The sequence below is a fragment of the Sphingomonas rhamnosi genome (assembly GCF_036663615.1).
GTDB lineage: Bacteria > Pseudomonadota > Alphaproteobacteria > Sphingomonadales > Sphingomonadaceae > Sphingomonas.
In genome coordinates, this window is sequence record NZ_JAXOJJ010000001.1 from 475,442 (window position 1) to 493,280 (window position 17,839).

Genomic DNA, 17,839 nt, shown 5'->3' on the forward strand with positions numbered 1-17,839 from the left:
GTCAGCCGTGCGATTCCAATGTTCCCATCTTGCTGGCCATCAACGTCTTTCCTTCACCCGAAAACGTCGGGACTCCCGTCAGCACGCCCTGGAAATCCCGGAGCGGTTCGCCGACCTGAAGCCCGTTGCTGTCGATCTGAAACTCCCGGATCGCCCTTTCGTGCCGTGCCGTGCGCGTCTTGATCACCGAAATCGCCTGGCGGACCTCGCCCTGCGCCTCGAAATAGCGCAGCTGCACGACCGTATCGGACAGATAGCTGAGGTCGATGTCCGAGCGGATGTCGCCCATCATGCCGTGCAGACCGAGGATCAACAGGCTGACGACGCCCTTCTGGCCGAGATAGGTCAGCATCTCGTGCATCTGCAGCACGAGGAACCGCTCGTCGGGCATGGCGTGAAGATAGGCGTTCAGGCTGTCGATCACGACCACCGACGCGCCGTGTTGCTCGACCGCGACCCGGATCAGATCCGCGAATTGCCCGGGCGACATCTCGGCGGGATCGATCGAGCGCAGATCGAGCTGGCCGTTGTCGATATACGGCCTTAGATCGAGGTTCAGCGCGGCACTGCGCAGCAACAGCGTCGGCAGGCGTTCGTCGAACAGGAAATACGCCGCCTTTTCCCCGCGCTTCAGGGCAGCGACCATGCATTGCACCGACGCCGTGGTCTTGCCGACCCCCGCGGGACCGGTGAGCAAGGTCGCGGTGCCGGGCATCAATCCGCCGCCGAGCAGCGCGTCGAGCTCATCGGAACCGGTCGACACCGGCGCGCCCGCATCGATCTCGCCGTGATCCGCCGCGACCAGCCGCGGGTAGACGCGCAAGCCGCCACGCTCGATCTCGAAATCATGATAGCCGCCACGAAACCGCACGCCGCGCATCTTGACGACGTGCATCCGTCGGCGCTGCGCACCGAACCCCGACAGCGTCTGATCGAGCGCGATCACGCCATGCGCGATGCTGTGCAGCTGCAGGTCGTTACCCGTCGTCGTCTTGTCGTCGAGCAGCAGGACCGTACACCGGCGCGACGAGAAGAAATGCTTGAGCGCCAAGATCTGGCGGCGATAACGGACCGGGCTCTGGGCCAGCAGCCGCAGTTCCGACAGGCTGTCGAGCACCACGCGCGCCGGGCGCACGGCATCGATCCGGGCCATGATGTCGCGGATCGTCTCGCCCAGTTCGACCTCGCTCGGATGTAGCAGCGTCTGTTCGTGATCCGCGCTGAAGCCGTCGACCGGCACCATTTCCAGCAGGTCGAGGCCGTCAAGCGACCAGCCATGCGTCTGGCCGACCGCGCGCAGTTCCGCCTCGGTCTCCGCCAGCGTGATGTACAGCCCGGATTCGCCATAGCCCACACCCGCGAGCAGGAACCCGAGGCCCAGCGTGGTCTTGCCAGTCCCGGGCGTGCCCTCGATCAGGTACATCCGGTCGGGGGTGAGCCCGCCGTTCAAGATGTCGTCCAGGCCCGCGACCCCGGTTAGCGCCAGAGCGGGCAAAGAATCCTGTTGCGACACGTCATTTCCTTGATTCAGATCAACCGCAGGGCCCTATCGTCGTGCGCTGTGCCGGATATAGAGTACATGCGCGGCCCGCGCAAAACCTGTGTCGCTATATCAATAGCTTGCACGCATCCCGCGGCTATTCGATCTCCTCCAGCACCTCGCGCACGCGCTGGACGCGGTCCGCCGCGTCGGCGATCGCTTCGGTCAGCAGCCAACGACCGTTCTTCGCGACGAGACCCGCGGGTACCGGCTGATCCTGACGCCGCGGCGTGAACGCGATCGCCGCCTGGCCGGCGTCGATGCGGCGGATGTCGATCGATCGCGCCAGCGCGCGGATGCGCGCAACGTCGAGCAGGTCGCGCGCTGCGGCCGGCACCGCGCCGAACCGATCCTCCAACTCCGCCTCGAACGCGTCGAGCGCGGCGCCGTCGCTCAACCGCGCCAGCCGCGCGTAGAGCGACAGGCGGACGCCGGTATCGGGGATCCACGCCGGCGGCAGGCAGCCCGACAGTTCCAGGTTCAACTCGGGCGTCGACAAATCCTCGGCCTGCCCGCGCGCGGCACGCAGCGCGTGTGCCATCAGATGCTGGTACAGGTCGGTGCCGATCAGCTTCATGTGGCCCGCCTGCGCCTCGCCCACCAGATCGCCCGCACCGCGCAGGTCGAGATCGCGCGCGCTGATTGCGAAGCCGGCGCCGAGCCGGTCGAACGCCTGCAGCGTCCGCAGCCGCTTCAGCGTCGCCTCGGCGATCGTCGCGCCAGCGTCGGTGGTCAGCAACACCTGCCCGCGCCGCCCGCTACGCCCGACGCGTCCGCGCAGCTGGTGCAGCTGCGACAGCCCGAACCGATCGGCGTGATGCACGATCATCGTGTTGGCGCGCGGCACGTCGAGCCCCGCCTCGATGATGTTGGTCGCCAGCAGCACGTCGCCGCGGCCGTTGGCGAACGCCACCATCGCCTCGTCGAGCGCGCTGGCCGGCATCTTGCCGTGCGCGGTGACGATGTGCAGTTCGGGTACCAACCGGGCGAGCGTGTCGGCGAGCGGCGCCATGTCGTCGATCCGTGGCACGACGACGAAGCTCTGTCCGCCGCGGCCGCGTTCGCGCAGCAGCGCGGTCCGGATCGTCACGTCGTCGAACGCGGTCACCACGGTGCGGATCGGCTGGCGGCGGGCGGGCGGCGTCGCGATCACCGATATCGTCTGCAGGCCCACCATCGCCGATTGCAGCGTACGCGGGATCGGCGTCGCGCTGAGCGTCAGGACGTGCCCCGCGCCGAGCGCGTGCAGCTTGGCCTTGTCGGCAGCGCCGAAACGCTGTTCCTCGTCGACCACCACCAGCGCAAGGTCGGCATAGGCAACGCCCTTGCCAGCGACCGCGCCGGTACCGACGACGATGCCGATCGATCCATCGGCGAGCCCCGCCATCACCCGCTTCTTCTCGGCCGGCGAGGACAGCCGCGACAGGCCCGCGACCGCGACGCCGGTGGCTTCGAAGCGACGGGTGAACAGCTCGAGATGTTGGCGGACCAGCACCGTGGTCGGCGCCGCGATCACGACCTGCCGTCCGGCGAGCGCGACCAGCGCGGCCGCGCGCAACGCGACCTCGGTCTTGCCGTATCCCACGTCGCCGACGACCAGCCGGTCCATCGGCGTTCCGCTGGCCAGATCGTCGCGCACCGCCGCGATCGCGCGCGCCTGATCAGGCGTTTCGGTAAAGGCGAAACCGCTGGCGAAGCGTTCGTAGACCGACGCGTCGGGTGCGATCGGGTCGGTCTGCCGCCCATCGCGTGCGGCCGCGATCGCGGCCAATTCGCGCGCGCTGTGCGCGATCGCGGCATCGATCGCACCGCGGCGCCTCTGCCAGCTCGATCCGTCGAGCGCGTCGAGAGTCACCGCATCGGCATCCGCGCCATAGCGCCAGATCCGATCCGCCTCGGTCACCGCGACCAGCCGCCGTCCGCCCTTGGCGTAATCGAGCGCGATCGCATCGCCATCGGCCAGGGCCTCGAGCCCGGCGACCACGCCGATGCCGAAATCCTCATGGACGATGACATCGCCGATGCGCAGCTCGCTGAACTCGCCGAACAGCGCGTCGCTGCCCGCGCTGGTCCGGTCTTCGCCGCCCGCGCGGCCGCCGAGCAAGTCGCCGCCCGCCACCACCGTCAGGCCATCGGCGACGAAGCCGCGGTCGATCGGCGCCGCGAGCATCATCGCGCTGCCGGGCTTCGCCGCCTGCGCCTCCGCGAAGCTCGCCACCGGTTCCAGCGTTATTCCAGCCACACGCTGTAGGCGCGCGGCGAGGAACCGCAGGTCGCGCGGCGATCCGGCGACCAGCAGCCGCCCGTCCTCGAGCAAGGTCTTGGCGAACCGTGCAAATGCGCGTGCGGGGTCGCGTCGTTCGGCAAAACGCGGCGGCGGTGCGGCCGTATCGGCCAGCGTGACCTCGCGGTGCTCGGCGCGTGCCGCGTGCCAGTCCGCATCATCGATGATCCGAACCGCCTGGCGGCCGCGACGCAGCCGACCCGCCTCGGCTGCGATCGCCAGGAAGCGCGCGCGCCGGTCTTCCGCGCCGACGTCATAGGCCAGCGCGGCACCGGGCAGATGCGCCAGGATCGATACGCCCGCGGTTTCGGCCGGTTCGCTGGCGCGGCCGATCTCGATCCGGTCGATCGCTTCGACGGTCAGCTGGCTGACCGGATCATAGGCGCTGATCGCGCCGACCACGCCGTCGGTGACGACGATGCGCACCGGGCCATCGTGATCCGCAGGGAAGATGTCGATGACGCTGCCCAGGATCGCGACTTCGCCGGGTTCGTCGACTCGGTCGTCCGCGACATAACCGATTTCGGTGGCCTGTTCGGCAAACGCCGCAAGGTCGATCGGATCGCCGACCGCGATCGCCGGCGGTGCGGTATGGAACGCCTGCGGATCGGCATAGGCGACAGCCGTCGCCTCGGCGGTGGTGACAAGAAGCACGTTCGGCCCCCTCGGCCCGTTCGGCGGCGCACCCGGAAGCTGGCGCAACAGCCGAAGCGCCGCGACGCGTCGACCGATATTGCCGGGCGAGGCCGGTGCATCGTCCCCCGGCAGCGCGTCGCTCGACGGCAGATGAACCACCAGCAGGTCGGGCGCGAGCGCGGCGGCGATGGCCGCGACCGCCGCCGCGCGCTGTTCGTCGCTGGCGGCGAACAGCAGATCGCCCTGTTGGGCATGGTCGATGAGTATCGCGGCGAGCGGCGCGACCGGGATCGGCTCGCTCGGATGGATACGAACGCGCTGGTCAGCACGCTGTTCGGGCGACGGCATCTTCATCGGCAAGCTCTCGACAATGGATCCACCGGCGTAAAACGCCCGTGAAACGAAAGGGGTACACGGTTTGCCACAGATCAGGACGATTCCCGGGCTGCCCCCCACTTGCCGACCAGCGCCGCCGCGTCAGGCGCGCGTTGCCGCGATCCGTTCGTCGATACGGCGTTCCAGGATGGTCAGCGGCATCGCGCCTTCCTTCAGGATCTCGTGGAACTGCTTGAGGTCGAATTTGGCGCCGAGCGCGGCTTCCGCCTTTGCCCGGGCGCGCGTCCACGCCATGTGGCCGACCTTGTAGCTGCACGCCTGCCCGGCCTGCGTGCAATAGCGTTCGACCTCGCGCTGCGTGCGCGGCCGCGCGAAGCCGGTCGCGCCGACCATGTAATCGGTCGCGGTCTCGCGGCTCCAGCGCTTGGCGTGGATACCGGTGTCGACCACCAGCCGCGCGGCGCGGAACAGGAAGGACTGGAGATAGCCTGCGCGTTCGAGCGGGGTCGCATAGGCCCCGAGTTCGTCGGCGAGCTGCTCGGCGTAGAGCGCCCACCCTTCCGAATAGGCCGAGAAGAAGCCGATCTTGCGCAGCATCGGGATGTCCTTCGATTCCTGCGCCAGGCTGATCTGCAGATGATGCCCCGGCACGCCCTCGTGATAGGTCAGCGCCGGCAGCGTGTATTTCGGCCAGTCGCCGACATCCTTCAGGTTGACGAAGTAGATCGCCGGTCGCGACCCGTCGAGCGAGGCGCGATTGTAATAGCCGTTCGACGCGCCGTCCTGGATCTCGACCGGGACCGCACGGATCTCGAGCGGCTGCGTCGGCACGGTCGCGAACATCTGCGGCAGCTTCGCGTACATCGCCTTCACGCCGTCGTTGAGCCCGGCGATCAATGCCAGGCGCCCGGCCGTGGTGTTGGGATAGAGTTCGGCGGGCGTCAGGTTGAGCTTGGCGAGGCGCTCGCCGACCGTTCCGGTCGCGAAGCCCTGCGACTTAAGGATCGTGTCGAGCTCGCCGCTGATCTCGGCGACCTGCGCCAGGCCGATGCGGTGGACCTCGTCCGGGCTCATCGTCGTCGTGGTCGCCTGGCTGAGCGCCATCGCATAGATCGCCTCGCCGTTCGGCACGCGCCAGATGCCGTCGCCGGGCTTGGTGGTCGGGCGAAGTCGCTCGATCAGCGCGATCTGGCGGTCGAGCGCGGGATAGACCTTGCGCTCGACTATCCCCGCTGCCTGCGCCTGCCAGTCACCCGCGATCCCCTTGGCCGCGGCGCGCTTGGCGAGCGACTGGACGATGCTCGACGTCGCGGCGGGCTGCGCGCGAAGCGTGCGCATCTGCCCGAGCGTCAGGTCGAGCGACCAGCCCGGGGCGAGCAGGCCGCGCGCGGCCTCCGCCTGCTGCATCGCGCTCTCCTGGTCGAGCACGGTCGCAAACTGGTCGAGTCGCGACAGATACGCGTCGGCGTCGGACTTCACGACGATGGTATGCGCGGTGTTGAGGAAGTCCGGCGTCGAGAAATAGGCGCCGCCCTGCTGGAAGATGCGGTAGGGCCGGATCGCACTGTCGATCCCGAACGCGTCTTCCGATGCGATCTGCGTACCGAGCGAATAGCGCACGACCTCTAGGTTCAACTTGGCCGCGGGCGACAAGGTCGCGGTGTCGAAAGCCGCCAGCCGACCGATCGCCGCCTTGGTCTCGGCAATGTCCTGCGCGCGCTTCGCCGGGGTGCGCGGCGACAGGCGTTGCTTGGCCGCGGCAAGCGGCCCCTTGTCGAGTCCCAGCGATGTCGCGAGCTCGGGCGAGCGCTGGACTTGATCGTTAAAGATGCGATCGAATTCGGCGTTGAGCGCCGTGTCGCCCGCCTTTTGGGCGAAAGCGCCCGCGGGAACGAGGGTGGCGGCGAGCGCGGCGACGCCGCCCGTGGCGAGGAACTGACGGCGATCCATATACGGCGATCCCTTTTTACAACGCGTTGTGCCAGACTAGGCCGACTTTGACCGTGGCCGCCAGCCGGATTTCATCCCGCCGACCATCGCGGATAGCCACCAATCCGGTTGAATTTCCGACAGCGGATACATCATTACATCGAAACTCGATTTATTCTCTTTGGTATTCCGTGACTTAAAATAATGATTTTGGTTCTTACAGTTTTTTTGCACATAAACAGTTGCCAAGTTCATCTTCTCTATTGAACAAGTGAATAGGCGGGGTTAGGGCGCGGGCTATCAATGGAGTGTCTTATGTCTGAAGATATCACCGATCTGAGCGCTGTCGAACTCGCAACCGAACTGACGATAGCTTGGCTGGGCAATCCCAATACCCGGATTTCCGCCGAAGAGGTTCCGACGTTTCTCGGCAAGATGCACGATACCGTGTCGTCGCTGCTCGGCACATCCACCGAAGCCGAGCCGGTCGAGGTTCCGGTCGAGTATACGCCGGCGGTCACCGCACGGAAGTCGCTCGCATCGAAGGACCACATCATCTCGATGATCGACGGCAAGTCGTACAAGACCTTGCGACGTCATCTGGCGACGCACGGCATGACCCCCGCCGAGTATCGCGACCGCTATGGTCTGAAGCCGGACTATCCGATGGTGGCCGAGAATTATTCGGAAAGTCGCCGTGCGATGGCCAAGAAGATCGGCCTGGGTCGCAAGCCCGGCGCGCGCAAGACCGAAGCCGCTCCGGCCGCCGCCGCACCGGCGGGGCGCAAGCGCAAGGCGCCCGTGACGGCCGCCGCCGCAGAATAGCGATATCGCTCCATTATGGAGACAAAGGCCGACGGGGTTCCCGTCGGCTTTTTTGTGTCTTCCGGGGGTTCGGCGCGGCAGACACAGCACGATGAATGCTGCGCCGCGGCGCTCAGTTTCCGAAACTTCCCCGGCGATACAGCAAGGTGATGGCGACGCGCCGGTTGCGCGGGTCGGTCGGCATATTCCTGATCAGCGGCTCGCGATCGGCGACGCCCTCGATCCGCTCGAACCGCGCCTCGGGCGTACCGCCCTGCAACAAGCGTCGACGCGTTGCTTCGGCGCGGCCCGACGACAGCATCCAATTGTTCATCGCGCGCGGATCACCGTAAGGCACCGCGTCGGTATGGCCGCGGATCATGATCGGGTTTTCGAACCCGCGGATCGTTTCGGCGATCATCCCGATCAACTCGCTCGCCCGCGGGTCGAGACTGGTGGTGCCCAGCGCGAACATCGAATAATCGGCGTCGTCGACCAGGTCGATGCGCATCCCGTCGCGCGTGGGCACGAAACGGACATGGTTCGCCAGCGGCGAAAGCTTGGCGGACCCGGCGATCTCGGCCAGCACCTTGCGGCGCATCGCGCTGAAGTTCTTGCGATCCTCGGCGGCCAGCGCCTGATTGTTCAACGATCCCTTGTCGCCGGTACCGGTATTCTCGCCGCCCTCACCGCTGACCGGCATCGCGATCGACTGCAGCACGGTCTGTCCGGCATTGGGGCCGATCTTGTTCTTGCTGAGGATCGATTCGCCCCCGAACAGCCCGCCGCCGCCGACGCCGAGCGAGCGCGTATCCATCAAGGTCGGCGCGAAGTAATCGGCGATGCCGCGGCGCTGCTTCTCGGTCGTCGCGCCAAGCAGCCACATCAGCAGGAAGAACGCCATCATCGCGGTGACGAAGTCGGCATAGGCGACCTTCCACGCGCCTCCGTGATGGCCGCCATGCTTCTCGATGTAGATCTTCTTGACGATGATCTTGGGGGGAAGGTTCGCCCCGTGCGGCGCGCGCGCCATGTCAGCGACCCCGCAGGCCGTCGAACACCTCGGCGAACCCCGGCTGGTTCGCATGCGCGATGCCCGAGCGCGCGGCCTCGATGACCAGCGGTTGCGGATGCCCGTGGAGCGAGGCGATGATGATCTGCTTGACCACGCCGTAGATCGCGGCGTCGGCATCGATCACCTGCTTCAGCCGGTTGGCGAGCGGCGCGACGATGCCGTAGGCGAGCAGCACGCCCATGAAGGTGCCGACCAACGCCGAACCGATCATCGCACCGAGGATCGAGGGCGGCTTGTCGATCGACCCCATCGTCTTCACGACGCCGAGGACAGCGGCGACGATGCCGAGCGCGGGCAACGCGTCGGCGAGACTGGTCAGCGTGCCGTGCGGCCCCTCGACTTCGTGGTGGTGCGTCCTGATCGCGTTGTCCATCACGTCCTCGACCGCGTGCACGTCGAGCGTGCCCGACGACACCACGACGAGGCGCAGCGTGTCAGCGATCAGATTGACGAGCGAATGATCCTTCAGCAGTTTTGGATATTCGGCGAACAGTGCGGACGAATTGGGATCCTCGACATGCGGTTCGAGCGCCATCGGGCCGTCCATCCGCAGCATCTTCATCAGCTTCGACACCAGGAAGATGACGTCGAGATAATCCTGTTTGTCGTACTTCGGTCCCTTGAAGACTTTCGCCAGACCGCCGCCGACGGCTTTGAGTTCCTTGCCCGAATTGCCGATGATCAGCGCGCCCGCCGCCGCACCGCCGATGATCAGCATTTCGTGCGGAATTGCCTCCATGACGGGCCCGAGCGCACCGCCGGTGAACGCGAATCCGCCGAACACCATGACGAGCAGGACGACAAAGCCGATCGCGGCAAACATGTGGAATTCCCCCTGCGCCGTCTTGAACGGCCGACGCCAGCACCGTTATGTGGATATGGTAGCCAAGCGGTTACCGCCTGCGGATCACTTCAGATAATCGAACAGCGACAGCGACGAGAGCTTGGTGAAGCTTGCCGACGTCGCGTTGAGGATCGTCATCTGCTTCTGCAGCTCGACGGTCGCCGCGACGATGTCGGTATCCTCGATCGTCGAGCGCGTATCCTCGCGGTCGGTCGCGATGTCCTTCTGCGCCGCCTGGTGCAGCTCGACGCGCGCGGCGCGGGCGCCGAGCGACGCCTGCATCGCGGTGACCTGCGCGCCTGCCGCGGCCAGATCATCGATCGCGGCCGCGCCGGTGGTGCCGAGATCCCCGCCCGATTGCAGCGCGGCGGCAAGCCCGGCGATCACGCTCAGCGCATCGGTGTCGCCGAACGTCAGCACCCGCGACGCGGTCTCGCCCGCCTGCACGGTCTGACCGTCGCCGATCGGGATCGGCGAGGCGGCGGTGTCGGCATAGCTATAGCGGCCGTCGGCGTTCTTGGTGACCGCTGCGCCACCGTCGGCGCCGCCGAACAGCGGCTGTCCGCGCAGATCCTTGATGTTGGCGAGGCCGGTGATGGTGTCGGCGATGCCGCTGAGCTGTTCGCCGATGGTGGCGCGCTGCGCCGCGCTCAGCGTCCCGTTGTTCGCCTGGATCGCGAGTTCGGATGCCTTTTGCAGCTGCGTCGAGATCGCCGACAGCGTCGTGTCGGCCTGTTGCAGCAGCGACCCCGCGATCGTCAGGTTGGTGTCGTATGCCTTGCCGTCCGCGGTGGCGCGCGCGAGCCCGGAAAGCCGCTGGTACGCGACCGAATCGTCCGACGCCGCCTGGAATTTCTTGCCCGACGCGATCTGCGTGTTGATCGTGTCCGTCTTGGCCGTCGTCGACGCGATCGTATTCGCGGCGCGGTCGTAGAAGGCGCTGGTCGAAACTGAGAGGGTCATCCCTGGGTCATCACTGGATCTGGAGGATCGACTGGAAGGTCTCGCGTGCGACCTGGATGATCCGGCTCGACGCCTGATATGCCTGCTGGAAGCGCATCAGATCGACCGCCTCGGTGTCGAGCGACACGCCCGATACCGCGTCGCGCGCGCCGACCGCGCCGTCGCGGATCGCGCTCTGCGCATCGGCGACGGTTTTGCGCTGCCCCAGCGCCGCGGCGTTGGTCGCGACCAGCCCGGTGGTGCCGGTCTCGAACCCGCCGCTGGCGCGGATCGCCTGCAGCGCGGTGAGGTTCGACGAATCGCGCGCGCTGCCGGTCGCGCCCGCCGCGGCGATGCCGCGCGGGTCGGTGAGCGCGACGCTGATGTCGAGCGGGGTGGCGCCGGTCGCGAACAGCGCGGTGCCGGCATTGCCGTCGAGGTCGCGGCCCTGCGCCTGGACGGCGTTGACCTGGGTCGTGAAGCTGGTGGCGATATCGCCCAACGCCGATGCCGCGTCGACGATCCGCTGGGCGCCGTCGACGATGCCCGCGAGCGCACCACCCGACGGCGTCATCGCCGAGACCGTGCCGGCGCGGATCACTGCGAACGACACCTGGCCGGTGGCGCTGCGTTCATAGGCGACGCTCCCGGCCTCGCTGCCGGCGACGAGCACGGCGCCCGAATCACCGCCGATCTTGACGGTCGCGCGGCCGGCTGGATCGGTCGTCACGGTGACGTTGACGATCGCGCTCATCTGTTCGAGCAACTGGTCGCGCTGGTCGGCAAGCCCGGCGGCGGCGCTTGTTCCTGATTGCGTGCGCGCTAGGCCGTCATTGATCTTGGCAAGCGCGGCGCCGAGCGCGCCGAGGCTCTGCGTCGCCTGCGTTGCGGTCGCGTCGAGATCGCCGGTAACCGAGGCGAGCGCGGTACCGGTCGCGGTGAAAGCGGCGGCAAGCGCGGTTGCCCCCTCCAGCATCGTCGCACGCGACGCGGTGGATGTCGGGTCGGCGGCGAGCGTGGCCGCAGCGCCGAAGAAGCTGGTGAGCCGATCGCCGAGCGCGTTGCTGGTCAGCGCGCTCTGGATCCCCTCGAGCCAGGTCGACCCCGTCTCGGTCCGCGCGAGGTCGGCGCTCGATACGCGTACCGCGGCGTTGCGATAGGCGTCGGCGGCACGGTTGATCCCGGTGGCGTTGACCCCGCTGCCGCTCAAAAGTGCCGTCGAGGTGAGGCTGGTGCCGCTGGCGGCCACCTCCTTCAGCGCGACCGTACGCCGCGAATAGCCGGCGACGCCGGTGTTCGCGATGTTCTCGGACACGGTCGCCAGCGCGCTTTGATACGCGTTGACGCCGCTTGCGCCGATCGACAGCAGATCACTCATGGGGTGGACTGTGCGGAGTCAGGGTTAATATCGGATTGAGAATTGGCCGATTGCGGCGTGTTGGCTTGCGACTTGGCGAGGAAGTCGGTCATCGCCTTGCCGATCCCCATCGGCGCATGTTCGGCCATCGACTGCGCGACCTGCGCGTCCTGCATTTCGGTGAAGGTGTCGATCGCCTTCGAATCGAACAGCGGGTTGCTCAGCTGCGCCTGGCGCATCGCCTTCAGCATCATGCCGTCGAACACCGCTTCGAACTTGTCGCCGGCCTTCTTCAGATTGTCCTTCGACGCCAGCCGGCTGGTGTCGACCGAGATGCCGCCGGTCGCGCCGGTGGAGGTGACGCTGATCTCGCTCACAGGACGATCAGCTCGGCACGCAGCGCGCCTGCTTCCTTGAGCGCCTCGAGGATCGCGACCAGATCGGCGGGCGATGCGCCGATCGCGTTCACCGCCTTGACGATGTCGGACAGCTTCGGGCCGGGCGCGACCAGGAACATCGGGCGCTTCTCCTCTTCGACGGCGACGCCGGATTTCTGCTGCAGCGCGGTCTGGCCCTGGCTGAACGGCGCGGGCTGGACGATTTGCTGGCTCTCGTCGATCCGCACCGTCAGCTTGCCGTGCGTGACCGCGGCGGGGCTGACGCGCACCGCCGAGTTGATCACGACGGTGCCGGTGCGTGCGTTGACGATCACCTTGGCCGAGGCCTCCGCGGAGGCGGCATCCAGATTCTCGATTTCGCTCATCAGAGTCGCGCGGACATCCGCGCCGGCGGGCGCGCGCACCGCTACCGACACCGCGTCGATCGCCTGGGCGGTGCCGAAACCCAGCCGCCGGTTGATCGCCGCGGCGACGTTCTGCGCGGTGGTGAAGTCGGCGCGTTGCAGGTTGAAGGTCAGCATCGGCGCGGTGTCGAACCCGGTTGCGACCGCGCGTTCGACGGTGGCACCCTCGGGGATGCGGCCCGTCGAGGGGATGTTGACGACGATCTTCGACCCGTCGGCGCCCTCCGCCCCCAGCCCGCCGACCGCGAGGTTGCCCTGCGCCATCGCGTACACCTGGTTGTCCGCGCCGAGCAAAGGCGTCAGGATCAGGCTGCCGCCGCGCAAGCTCTTGGCCTTGCCCATCGAGGCGACGGTGATGTCGAGCCGCTGGCCGGGCTTGGCGAACGGCGGCAGCTCGGCGGTGACGAGGACGACCGCGGCGTTCTTCATCGACGGGTTGGCGCCGGGCGGCAGCTGCAGCCCGAAGCGCGAGGCGACCGCCTTCAGCGACTGCACGGTATATTCGAGGTTGTCGTCACCGGTGCCGGGCAGGCCGACGACGATGCCGTAGCCGGTCAGCTGGTTGGCGCGGATACCCTGGAAGCCGCCGAGATCCTTGATCCGGTCGGCCTGCGCGGGCGCCGCGATCGCGACGATGGCGAGCAGCGCGAGCAAATAGCGGATCATCAAAACGGACTCACGACGGAGAAGAAGCGGCCCAGCCACCCCTGGCGACCCGCGCGCGCGACGTCGCCCTTGCCGGTATAGGCGATCTGCGCATCGGCGACGCGGGTCGACAGGATGCGGTTGTTGGCGTCGATGTCGGCAGTGCGGACGAGCCCCTTGATCTGGACGAATTCGTCGCCGCGGTTGAGCGTCACGCGCTTCTGCCCCTGCACCAGCATCGTGCCGTTGGGATAGCTGGCCGCCACCGTCACGGTGATCTCCCCCGACAACGAGTTCGATTGGTCGGCCGCGCCCTCCCCATTGAAACCGCGCGAGCTGCCGCCCGAAACCGCGGTCGATTTGAGGAAAGACAGCGGCCCGGTGGTTGGCGGGGTGAGCCCGATGCTGCCGTTCGAGTCGAGCTTGGTCGCCGACGATTTGCTCGCCGCGGTGCGCTCGACCAGGACGATCGTCAGCGGATCGCCGACGCGGCGCGCACGCCAGCCTTCGTAGAGCGGCGCATAGCCGTCCGCGACCTGGAAGATCGAACCGTTGGCGGGTGCCGGGACGGGCGCGATCGCCGGCGCTCGCGCGGCCGAGAAATCGACCGGCGGCGCCTTCTTGCCGAACAGCCCGGCATCGGCGGGCGCCGAGGCGGCCGCAACGGCGACGCACAGCGCAAGGGAGATGCGGTTGGCCATCAGATGTTCTGGTTGATGTATTTGAGCATGTCGTCGCTCGCCGAGATCATCTTCGAATTGACCTCGTACGCGCGCTGCGTCTCGATCATGTCGACCAGTTCCTCGACGACGTTGACGTTGGACGCTTCCAGCATGCCCTGGCGGACGTTGCCGCGGCCGTCTTCGCCGGCGATCCCCAGATTGGCGGCGCCGCTCGCCGCGGTCTCGGTCAGGTAATTGTCGCCCTTGGCGAGGAGGCCTGCGGCGTTCGGGAAGCTCGCGACCTGGATCTGGCCGATCTGCGACGGTTCGGTCTGACCCGCGACGGTCGCCGACACGGTACCGTCGGTCCCGATCGTGATCGCGGTCGCGCCCTCGGGCACGGTGATCCCCGGCTGGACCTGATAGCCCTGCGAGGTGACCAGCAACCCTTCCGCCGAGCGCGAGAAATTGCCCGCGCGGGTATAGCCGAGCTCCCCGCCGGGCAGCTGCACCTGGAAATAACCGTTGCCGTCGAGCGCGACGTCGAGCGAATTGCCGGTGGTCGACAGCGACCCCTGCGTGTCGATCCGTTCGGTGCCCTGCACGCGGACGCCGGTGCCGAGGTTGAGCCCGGTGGCGTATTTGGTCTCGGCGGTGCTCTGCGCACCGGGCGTGGTCACGACCTGATAGGCGAGCGTCTCGAACGCCGCGCGGTCCTTCTTGTACCCGGTGGTGTTCACGTTCGCGAGGTTGTTCGAGATGACGCGCATCCGCATGTCCTGGGCGTCGAGCCCGGTGCGTGCGATGTGCATTGCGGCGCTGCTCATGGCGTTTTCCTTAGCTCGGCAGGCGCATCAGCGATGCACCGCCCTCATCCATGTCCTTGGCCGACTTCAACAAATTGGCCTGGACTTCGTAGTTGCGCTGATTCTGGATCATATCGACCAGCGCCTGCGTGATGTTGACGTTCGATCCTTCGAGCGCGCCGCCGACGACCTGACCCGCGGCATCCTCGGGCAACGCGCCGCCGCCCTGGACGTAGAGCAGGTTGTCGAGCCCCTTGGAGGTCAGCGACCCCTTGGTGCTGGCGAGCTTGAGCTTATCGAGGATCTGCGGCGACTTGGCGTCACCGCCCTCGGGCACGATCGATATGGTGCCGTCGCCGGCGACCGAGATCGAAGCATAGGGCGGCACCGTGATCGGGCCTGACCCGCCGATCACCGGATGGCCATCTCCGGTCTGCAGCACACCCGAGGGGGCGACGCTGAGGTCGCCGCGGCGCGTATAGGCCTCGCCGCCATCGGGCGCCTGTACCGCGAGCCAGGTGTCGGTCCCGCTGACCGCGACGTCCAGAGGACGTCCGGTCTGCTGGATCGCGCCCGGCGACGTGTCCGACGCGGTGACTTCCTCCGCGGTCGGCGACCGCGTCTCGAGGGCGCCGCCGCCCTTGAGGTTGACGCGGTCGAACACGACGCGGTCGGCGCGGAATCCGATCGTCGACACGTTCGCCATGTTGTTGGCGGTGACCGCCTGCGCGGCCATCAACGCCTTCAGACCCGTCGCCGCGGTATAGACCAGCTTGTCCATCTAGATGCCCCGTTCGATCTGCGATCAGCTCTGGATGTTGTAGATCGTCTGCGAGATCTTGTTCTGCGTATCGAGCGCCTTGCTGTTCGCCTGGAAGTTGCGTTGCGCGGAGATCAGCGCGACGAGCTCGGCGGTGATGTCGACGTTCGATCCCTCCAGCATGCTCGACTGGACCGTGCCGAAGCCGCTGTCGCCCGAGGCGCCCAAGGTCGGCGCACCCGAGATGCCGGTGGCGGCCCAGTAATTGTCACCCTGCTGACGCAGACCCGTCGGGTCGGTGAAGTTGGCGAGCGCCACCTTGCCCAGCGCCTGCACGTCGCCGTTCGAGAAGGTCGCGCTGATCACGCCGGCATCGTCGACCGCGACGCTCTGCAGCTTGCCGACGCTGGCGCCGTCCTGGCTGCGGCTGGCGACCGAGAAGGCCGCCGCATTCTGCGTCGTGCCGGCCAGGTTGAGCGCGAGCGTCTGCGCGGTCCCTCCAGCGGGGGTGAACGCGTCCAACGCTACCGCGGTCGCGGGCGTCGCGATCTTGCCGCTCGCGTCGAAGGTGACCGGCACGCCGGCGGCGCCGCCTGCGGTCACCGCAGTGTCGCCGACATAGGTGTACATCGTCCAAGCGTTGACCTGCGTGGTCGTGCCGTCGGCGCTGGCGGTTGCGGGATTGCGGACGAAATAGCTCGTCATCGTCTGCGCGTTGCCCGCCGAATCATAGATCGTCGTCGCGGTCGCGTTGTTGTAGCTCGACCCATCGAGGCGGTTGAACGTCGCCGTGGCGGGCGATTTGGCCGCAGACGTGAGGTTGGTCGCGAGCGTGACGTTGGCGGTGGAGACCGGCGTGCCGCTGGTCTCGGGCAGTCGGACGTTGGTCAGGGTCGTGCCGGTGACACCGCCGGATGCGTCGACCGGGAAGACCTGCAGATAACTGCCCTGCGCATCGACGATGTTGCGCCCGCTATCGACCTGGAACGCACCGTTGCGCGTATAGGTGACATTGCCGCCTGCACCCGGCGACTTCACGCTGAAGAAGCTGTCGCCCGAGATGGCGAGATCCAGCGCGGACGAGGTCGCGGTCAGCGAGCCTTCGCCGAACTGCTGGCGGTTGGCCTGCACGGCGACGCCCGAGCCGACCATGTGGCGCGGGTCGAGCGCGACGTTCGACGCGATCACGTCGGCAAAGGTGGTCTGGCTCTTCTTGAAGCCGTTGGTCGCGACGTTGGCGATGTTGTGCGCGATCACCGACATGTCGGTCTGCGCCGCCTGGAGGCCGCTGAGCGATGTGTAGAAAGTCATGGTGCGTGGCTCCTGCTTAGCCGACCGAACGAATGGCGGAGAGGGCGACCGTGCCGAGGCCGGTCACCGAAAGGACGGGATCGCCCGACGCCGGCGTCGACACTGATTCGACGGGCGCCCAGACGAGCGACTTGGCCGAGACGGTGGCGCCGTTGTTGGCGGCGGCGACTTCGACGGTGAACGGCCCCGACCCTGCATCCGCGCCGGCGGCGGTCTTGCCGCCCCAGTCGTAATTGACGGTGCCGGCGGCCTGCGCGCCGAGCGACAGGGTCTGCAGCACAGCGCCGTTCGAGTCCGAGATGTTGACGACGACGTCGGTCGCCGCCGCGCCGAGCTCGACCGCGCCGGCGATGCCGCCCGCGGTGCGCGGATAGGCGGTGCCGCCCTCGGTCAGCACGGTCTTGCCGACATAGCCCATCGCGTCCGCCGACGAGGTCGCGTTCAGCTTGGCGGCGATCGCCTTCAGCGTCGAATTCATGTCGGCGATCCCCGACGTGCTCGACATCTGCGCCATCTGCGCGACCATCTGGGTGTTGTCGACCGGTTCGAACGGGTCCTGGTTCTTCAGCTGCGCGGTCATCAGCGTCAGGAAGTCCGACTGGGTCAGCCCCTGCGAATTGCTCGCCGCGGTCGTCGTGCTGGTCGAACTGCGTGTGATGCCCAGAGTGGACAAGGTGGTGTCGAAATCGCTCATCTATCAGTTGCCCATCTTCAGTGTGTCGATGATCAGCGACTTGGCGGTCTGCATGACTTCGACGTTGTTCTGGTAGGTGCGCGCGGTCTCCATCATGTCGACGAGCTCGCGCGACTGGTCGACCGCCGCGTCGAAGACGTTGCCGTCCTTGTCCGCCATCGGGTTGGCGGGGTCGTAGCGCTTGACCGGCGCTTCGCCCGCGCTGACGATGCGCTCGACATCGACGGTCGACATGCCGGTCACGTGATCGAAGCTGGTGCGGAACACCGGCTTCATCGTGCGGTACGCGGCCTCGGCCGAACCCGAGCTGCTGCCGGCATTGGCAAGGTTGGAGGCGGTGGTGTTCATCCGCACCAGTTGCGCGGACATCGCGCGCCCCGCGACCTGGAAGATCGTCATCGGACCGGACATG

Annotated in this window: 16 protein-coding genes; 1 reads left to right on the forward strand and 15 read right to left on the reverse strand. The window is 67.4% G+C overall.

Annotated elements, in window-relative coordinates; translation table 11 throughout:
- Position 1: 1 nt before the first annotated feature.
- From U1701_RS02295 to U1701_RS02305, 3 genes are all read right to left on the reverse strand, one after another.
- Positions 2-1,513 (reverse strand): ATPase domain-containing protein, encoded by a 1,512-nt coding sequence (locus U1701_RS02295; RefSeq protein ID WP_332780909.1) that lies wholly within the window; start codon positions 1,511-1,513, stop codon positions 2-4.
- Positions 1,514-1,637: 124 nt separating this feature from the next.
- Positions 1,638-4,808, reverse strand: a complete 3,171-nt coding sequence (locus U1701_RS02300; protein ID WP_443025992.1) for a helicase-related protein — start codon at positions 4,806-4,808, stop codon at positions 1,638-1,640.
- Positions 4,809-4,937: 129 nt separating this feature from the next.
- Positions 4,938-6,746 carry a DUF885 domain-containing protein gene (locus tag U1701_RS02305; protein ID WP_332780911.1) on the reverse strand — a complete coding sequence of 603 codons (1,809 nt, stop codon included), beginning with the start codon at positions 6,744-6,746 and terminating at the stop codon, positions 4,938-4,940.
- Positions 6,747-7,040: 294 nt separating this feature from the next.
- On the opposite strand from U1701_RS02305, the gene U1701_RS02310 reads away from it, so the two are divergent.
- Positions 7,041-7,550, forward strand: a complete 510-nt coding sequence (locus U1701_RS02310) for a Ros/MucR family transcriptional regulator (protein WP_332780912.1) — start codon at positions 7,041-7,043, stop codon at positions 7,548-7,550.
- Between the two features lie 112 nt (positions 7,551-7,662).
- On the opposite strand, the gene U1701_RS02315 is transcribed toward U1701_RS02310, so the two are convergent.
- The 12 genes from U1701_RS02315 to flgC form a co-directional block, all read right to left on the reverse strand.
- Positions 7,663-8,562, reverse strand: coding sequence for a flagellar motor protein MotB (locus tag U1701_RS02315; RefSeq protein ID WP_332780913.1), 900 nt, complete (start codon positions 8,560-8,562; stop codon positions 7,663-7,665).
- A 1-nt stretch (position 8,563) separates the two neighbouring features.
- Positions 8,564-9,427, reverse strand: coding sequence for a flagellar motor stator protein MotA (gene motA, locus U1701_RS02320; protein WP_332780914.1), 864 nt, complete (start codon positions 9,425-9,427; stop codon positions 8,564-8,566).
- Between the two features lie 84 nt (positions 9,428-9,511).
- Positions 9,512-10,411 (reverse strand): flagellin N-terminal helical domain-containing protein, encoded by a 900-nt coding sequence (locus U1701_RS02325; protein WP_332780915.1) that lies wholly within the window; start codon positions 10,409-10,411, stop codon positions 9,512-9,514.
- Between the two features lie 10 nt (positions 10,412-10,421).
- Positions 10,422-11,768 carry a flagellar hook-associated protein FlgK gene (flgK, locus tag U1701_RS02330; RefSeq protein WP_332780916.1) on the reverse strand — a complete coding sequence of 449 codons (1,347 nt, stop codon included), beginning with the start codon at positions 11,766-11,768 and terminating at the stop codon, positions 10,422-10,424.
- A complete protein-coding gene (locus U1701_RS02335) occupies positions 11,765-12,124 on the reverse strand; it encodes a rod-binding protein (protein WP_332780917.1) in 360 nt (119 codons plus the stop codon). The genes flgK and U1701_RS02335 overlap by 4 nt, the downstream gene beginning before the upstream one ends.
- Positions 12,121-13,215: a flagellar basal body P-ring protein FlgI gene (locus tag U1701_RS02340; protein ID WP_332780918.1), complete on the reverse strand. Its 1,095-nt coding sequence runs from the start codon at positions 13,213-13,215 to the stop codon at positions 12,121-12,123. The genes U1701_RS02335 and U1701_RS02340 overlap by 4 nt, the downstream gene beginning before the upstream one ends.
- Positions 13,215-13,895, reverse strand: coding sequence for a flagellar basal body L-ring protein FlgH (locus tag U1701_RS02345; protein WP_332780919.1), 681 nt, complete (start codon positions 13,893-13,895; stop codon positions 13,215-13,217). Before U1701_RS02345 ends, U1701_RS02340 begins: the two co-directional genes overlap by 1 nt.
- The gene (gene flgG, locus U1701_RS02350; protein WP_332780920.1) at positions 13,895-14,683 is read right to left on the reverse strand and encodes a flagellar basal-body rod protein FlgG; all 789 of its coding nucleotides are present in this window, start codon (positions 14,681-14,683) and stop codon (positions 13,895-13,897) included. Before flgG ends, U1701_RS02345 begins: the two co-directional genes overlap by 1 nt.
- A gap of 10 nt (positions 14,684-14,693) precedes the next feature.
- Positions 14,694-15,443: a flagellar basal body rod protein FlgF gene (locus U1701_RS02355; protein WP_332780921.1), complete on the reverse strand. Its 750-nt coding sequence runs from the start codon at positions 15,441-15,443 to the stop codon at positions 14,694-14,696.
- 24 nt (positions 15,444-15,467) lie between these two features.
- Positions 15,468-16,733, reverse strand: coding sequence for a flagellar hook protein FlgE (locus U1701_RS02360; protein WP_332780922.1), 1,266 nt, complete (start codon positions 16,731-16,733; stop codon positions 15,468-15,470).
- Positions 16,734-16,749: 16 nt separating this feature from the next.
- A complete protein-coding gene (locus U1701_RS02365) occupies positions 16,750-17,427 on the reverse strand; it encodes a flagellar hook assembly protein FlgD (RefSeq protein ID WP_332780923.1) in 678 nt (225 codons plus the stop codon).
- A 3-nt stretch (positions 17,428-17,430) separates the two neighbouring features.
- Positions 17,431-17,838 (reverse strand): flagellar basal body rod protein FlgC, encoded by a 408-nt coding sequence (flgC, locus tag U1701_RS02370; RefSeq protein WP_332780924.1) that lies wholly within the window; start codon positions 17,836-17,838, stop codon positions 17,431-17,433.
- Between the last annotated feature and the right edge of the window lies 1 nt (position 17,839).

Bases quoted from the DNA above. Each gene is read 5' to 3' on its own strand.
- U1701_RS02300 (WP_443025992.1), bottom strand. From the start codon at position 4,808: ATGCCGTCGCCCGAACAGCGTGCTGACCAGCGCGTTCGTATCCATCCG.
- U1701_RS02305 (WP_332780911.1), bottom strand. From the start codon at position 6,746: ATGGATCGCCGTCAGTTCCTCGCCACGGGCGGCGTCGCCGCGCTCGCC.
- U1701_RS02310 (WP_332780912.1), top strand. From the start codon at position 7,041: ATGTCTGAAGATATCACCGATCTGAGCGCTGTCGAACTCGCAACCGAA.
- U1701_RS02315 (WP_332780913.1), bottom strand. From the start codon at position 8,562: ATGGCGCGCGCGCCGCACGGGGCGAACCTTCCCCCCAAGATCATCGTC.
- motA (WP_332780914.1), bottom strand. From the start codon at position 9,427: ATGTTTGCCGCGATCGGCTTTGTCGTCCTGCTCGTCATGGTGTTCGGC.
- U1701_RS02325 (WP_332780915.1), bottom strand. From the start codon at position 10,411: ATGACCCTCTCAGTTTCGACCAGCGCCTTCTACGACCGCGCCGCGAAT.
- flgK (WP_332780916.1), bottom strand. From the start codon at position 11,768: ATGAGTGATCTGCTGTCGATCGGCGCAAGCGGCGTCAACGCGTATCAA.
- U1701_RS02340 (WP_332780918.1), bottom strand. From the start codon at position 13,215: ATGATCCGCTATTTGCTCGCGCTGCTCGCCATCGTCGCGATCGCGGCG.
- U1701_RS02345 (WP_332780919.1), bottom strand. From the start codon at position 13,895: ATGGCCAACCGCATCTCCCTTGCGCTGTGCGTCGCCGTTGCGGCCGCC.
- flgG (WP_332780920.1), bottom strand. From the start codon at position 14,683: ATGAGCAGCGCCGCAATGCACATCGCACGCACCGGGCTCGACGCCCAG.
- U1701_RS02355 (WP_332780921.1), bottom strand. From the start codon at position 15,443: ATGGACAAGCTGGTCTATACCGCGGCGACGGGTCTGAAGGCGTTGATG.
- U1701_RS02360 (WP_332780922.1), bottom strand. From the start codon at position 16,733: ATGACTTTCTACACATCGCTCAGCGGCCTCCAGGCGGCGCAGACCGAC.
- U1701_RS02365 (WP_332780923.1), bottom strand. From the start codon at position 17,427: ATGAGCGATTTCGACACCACCTTGTCCACTCTGGGCATCACACGCAGT.
- flgC (WP_332780924.1), bottom strand. From the start codon at position 17,838: ATGTCCGGTCCGATGACGATCTTCCAGGTCGCGGGGCGCGCGATGTCC.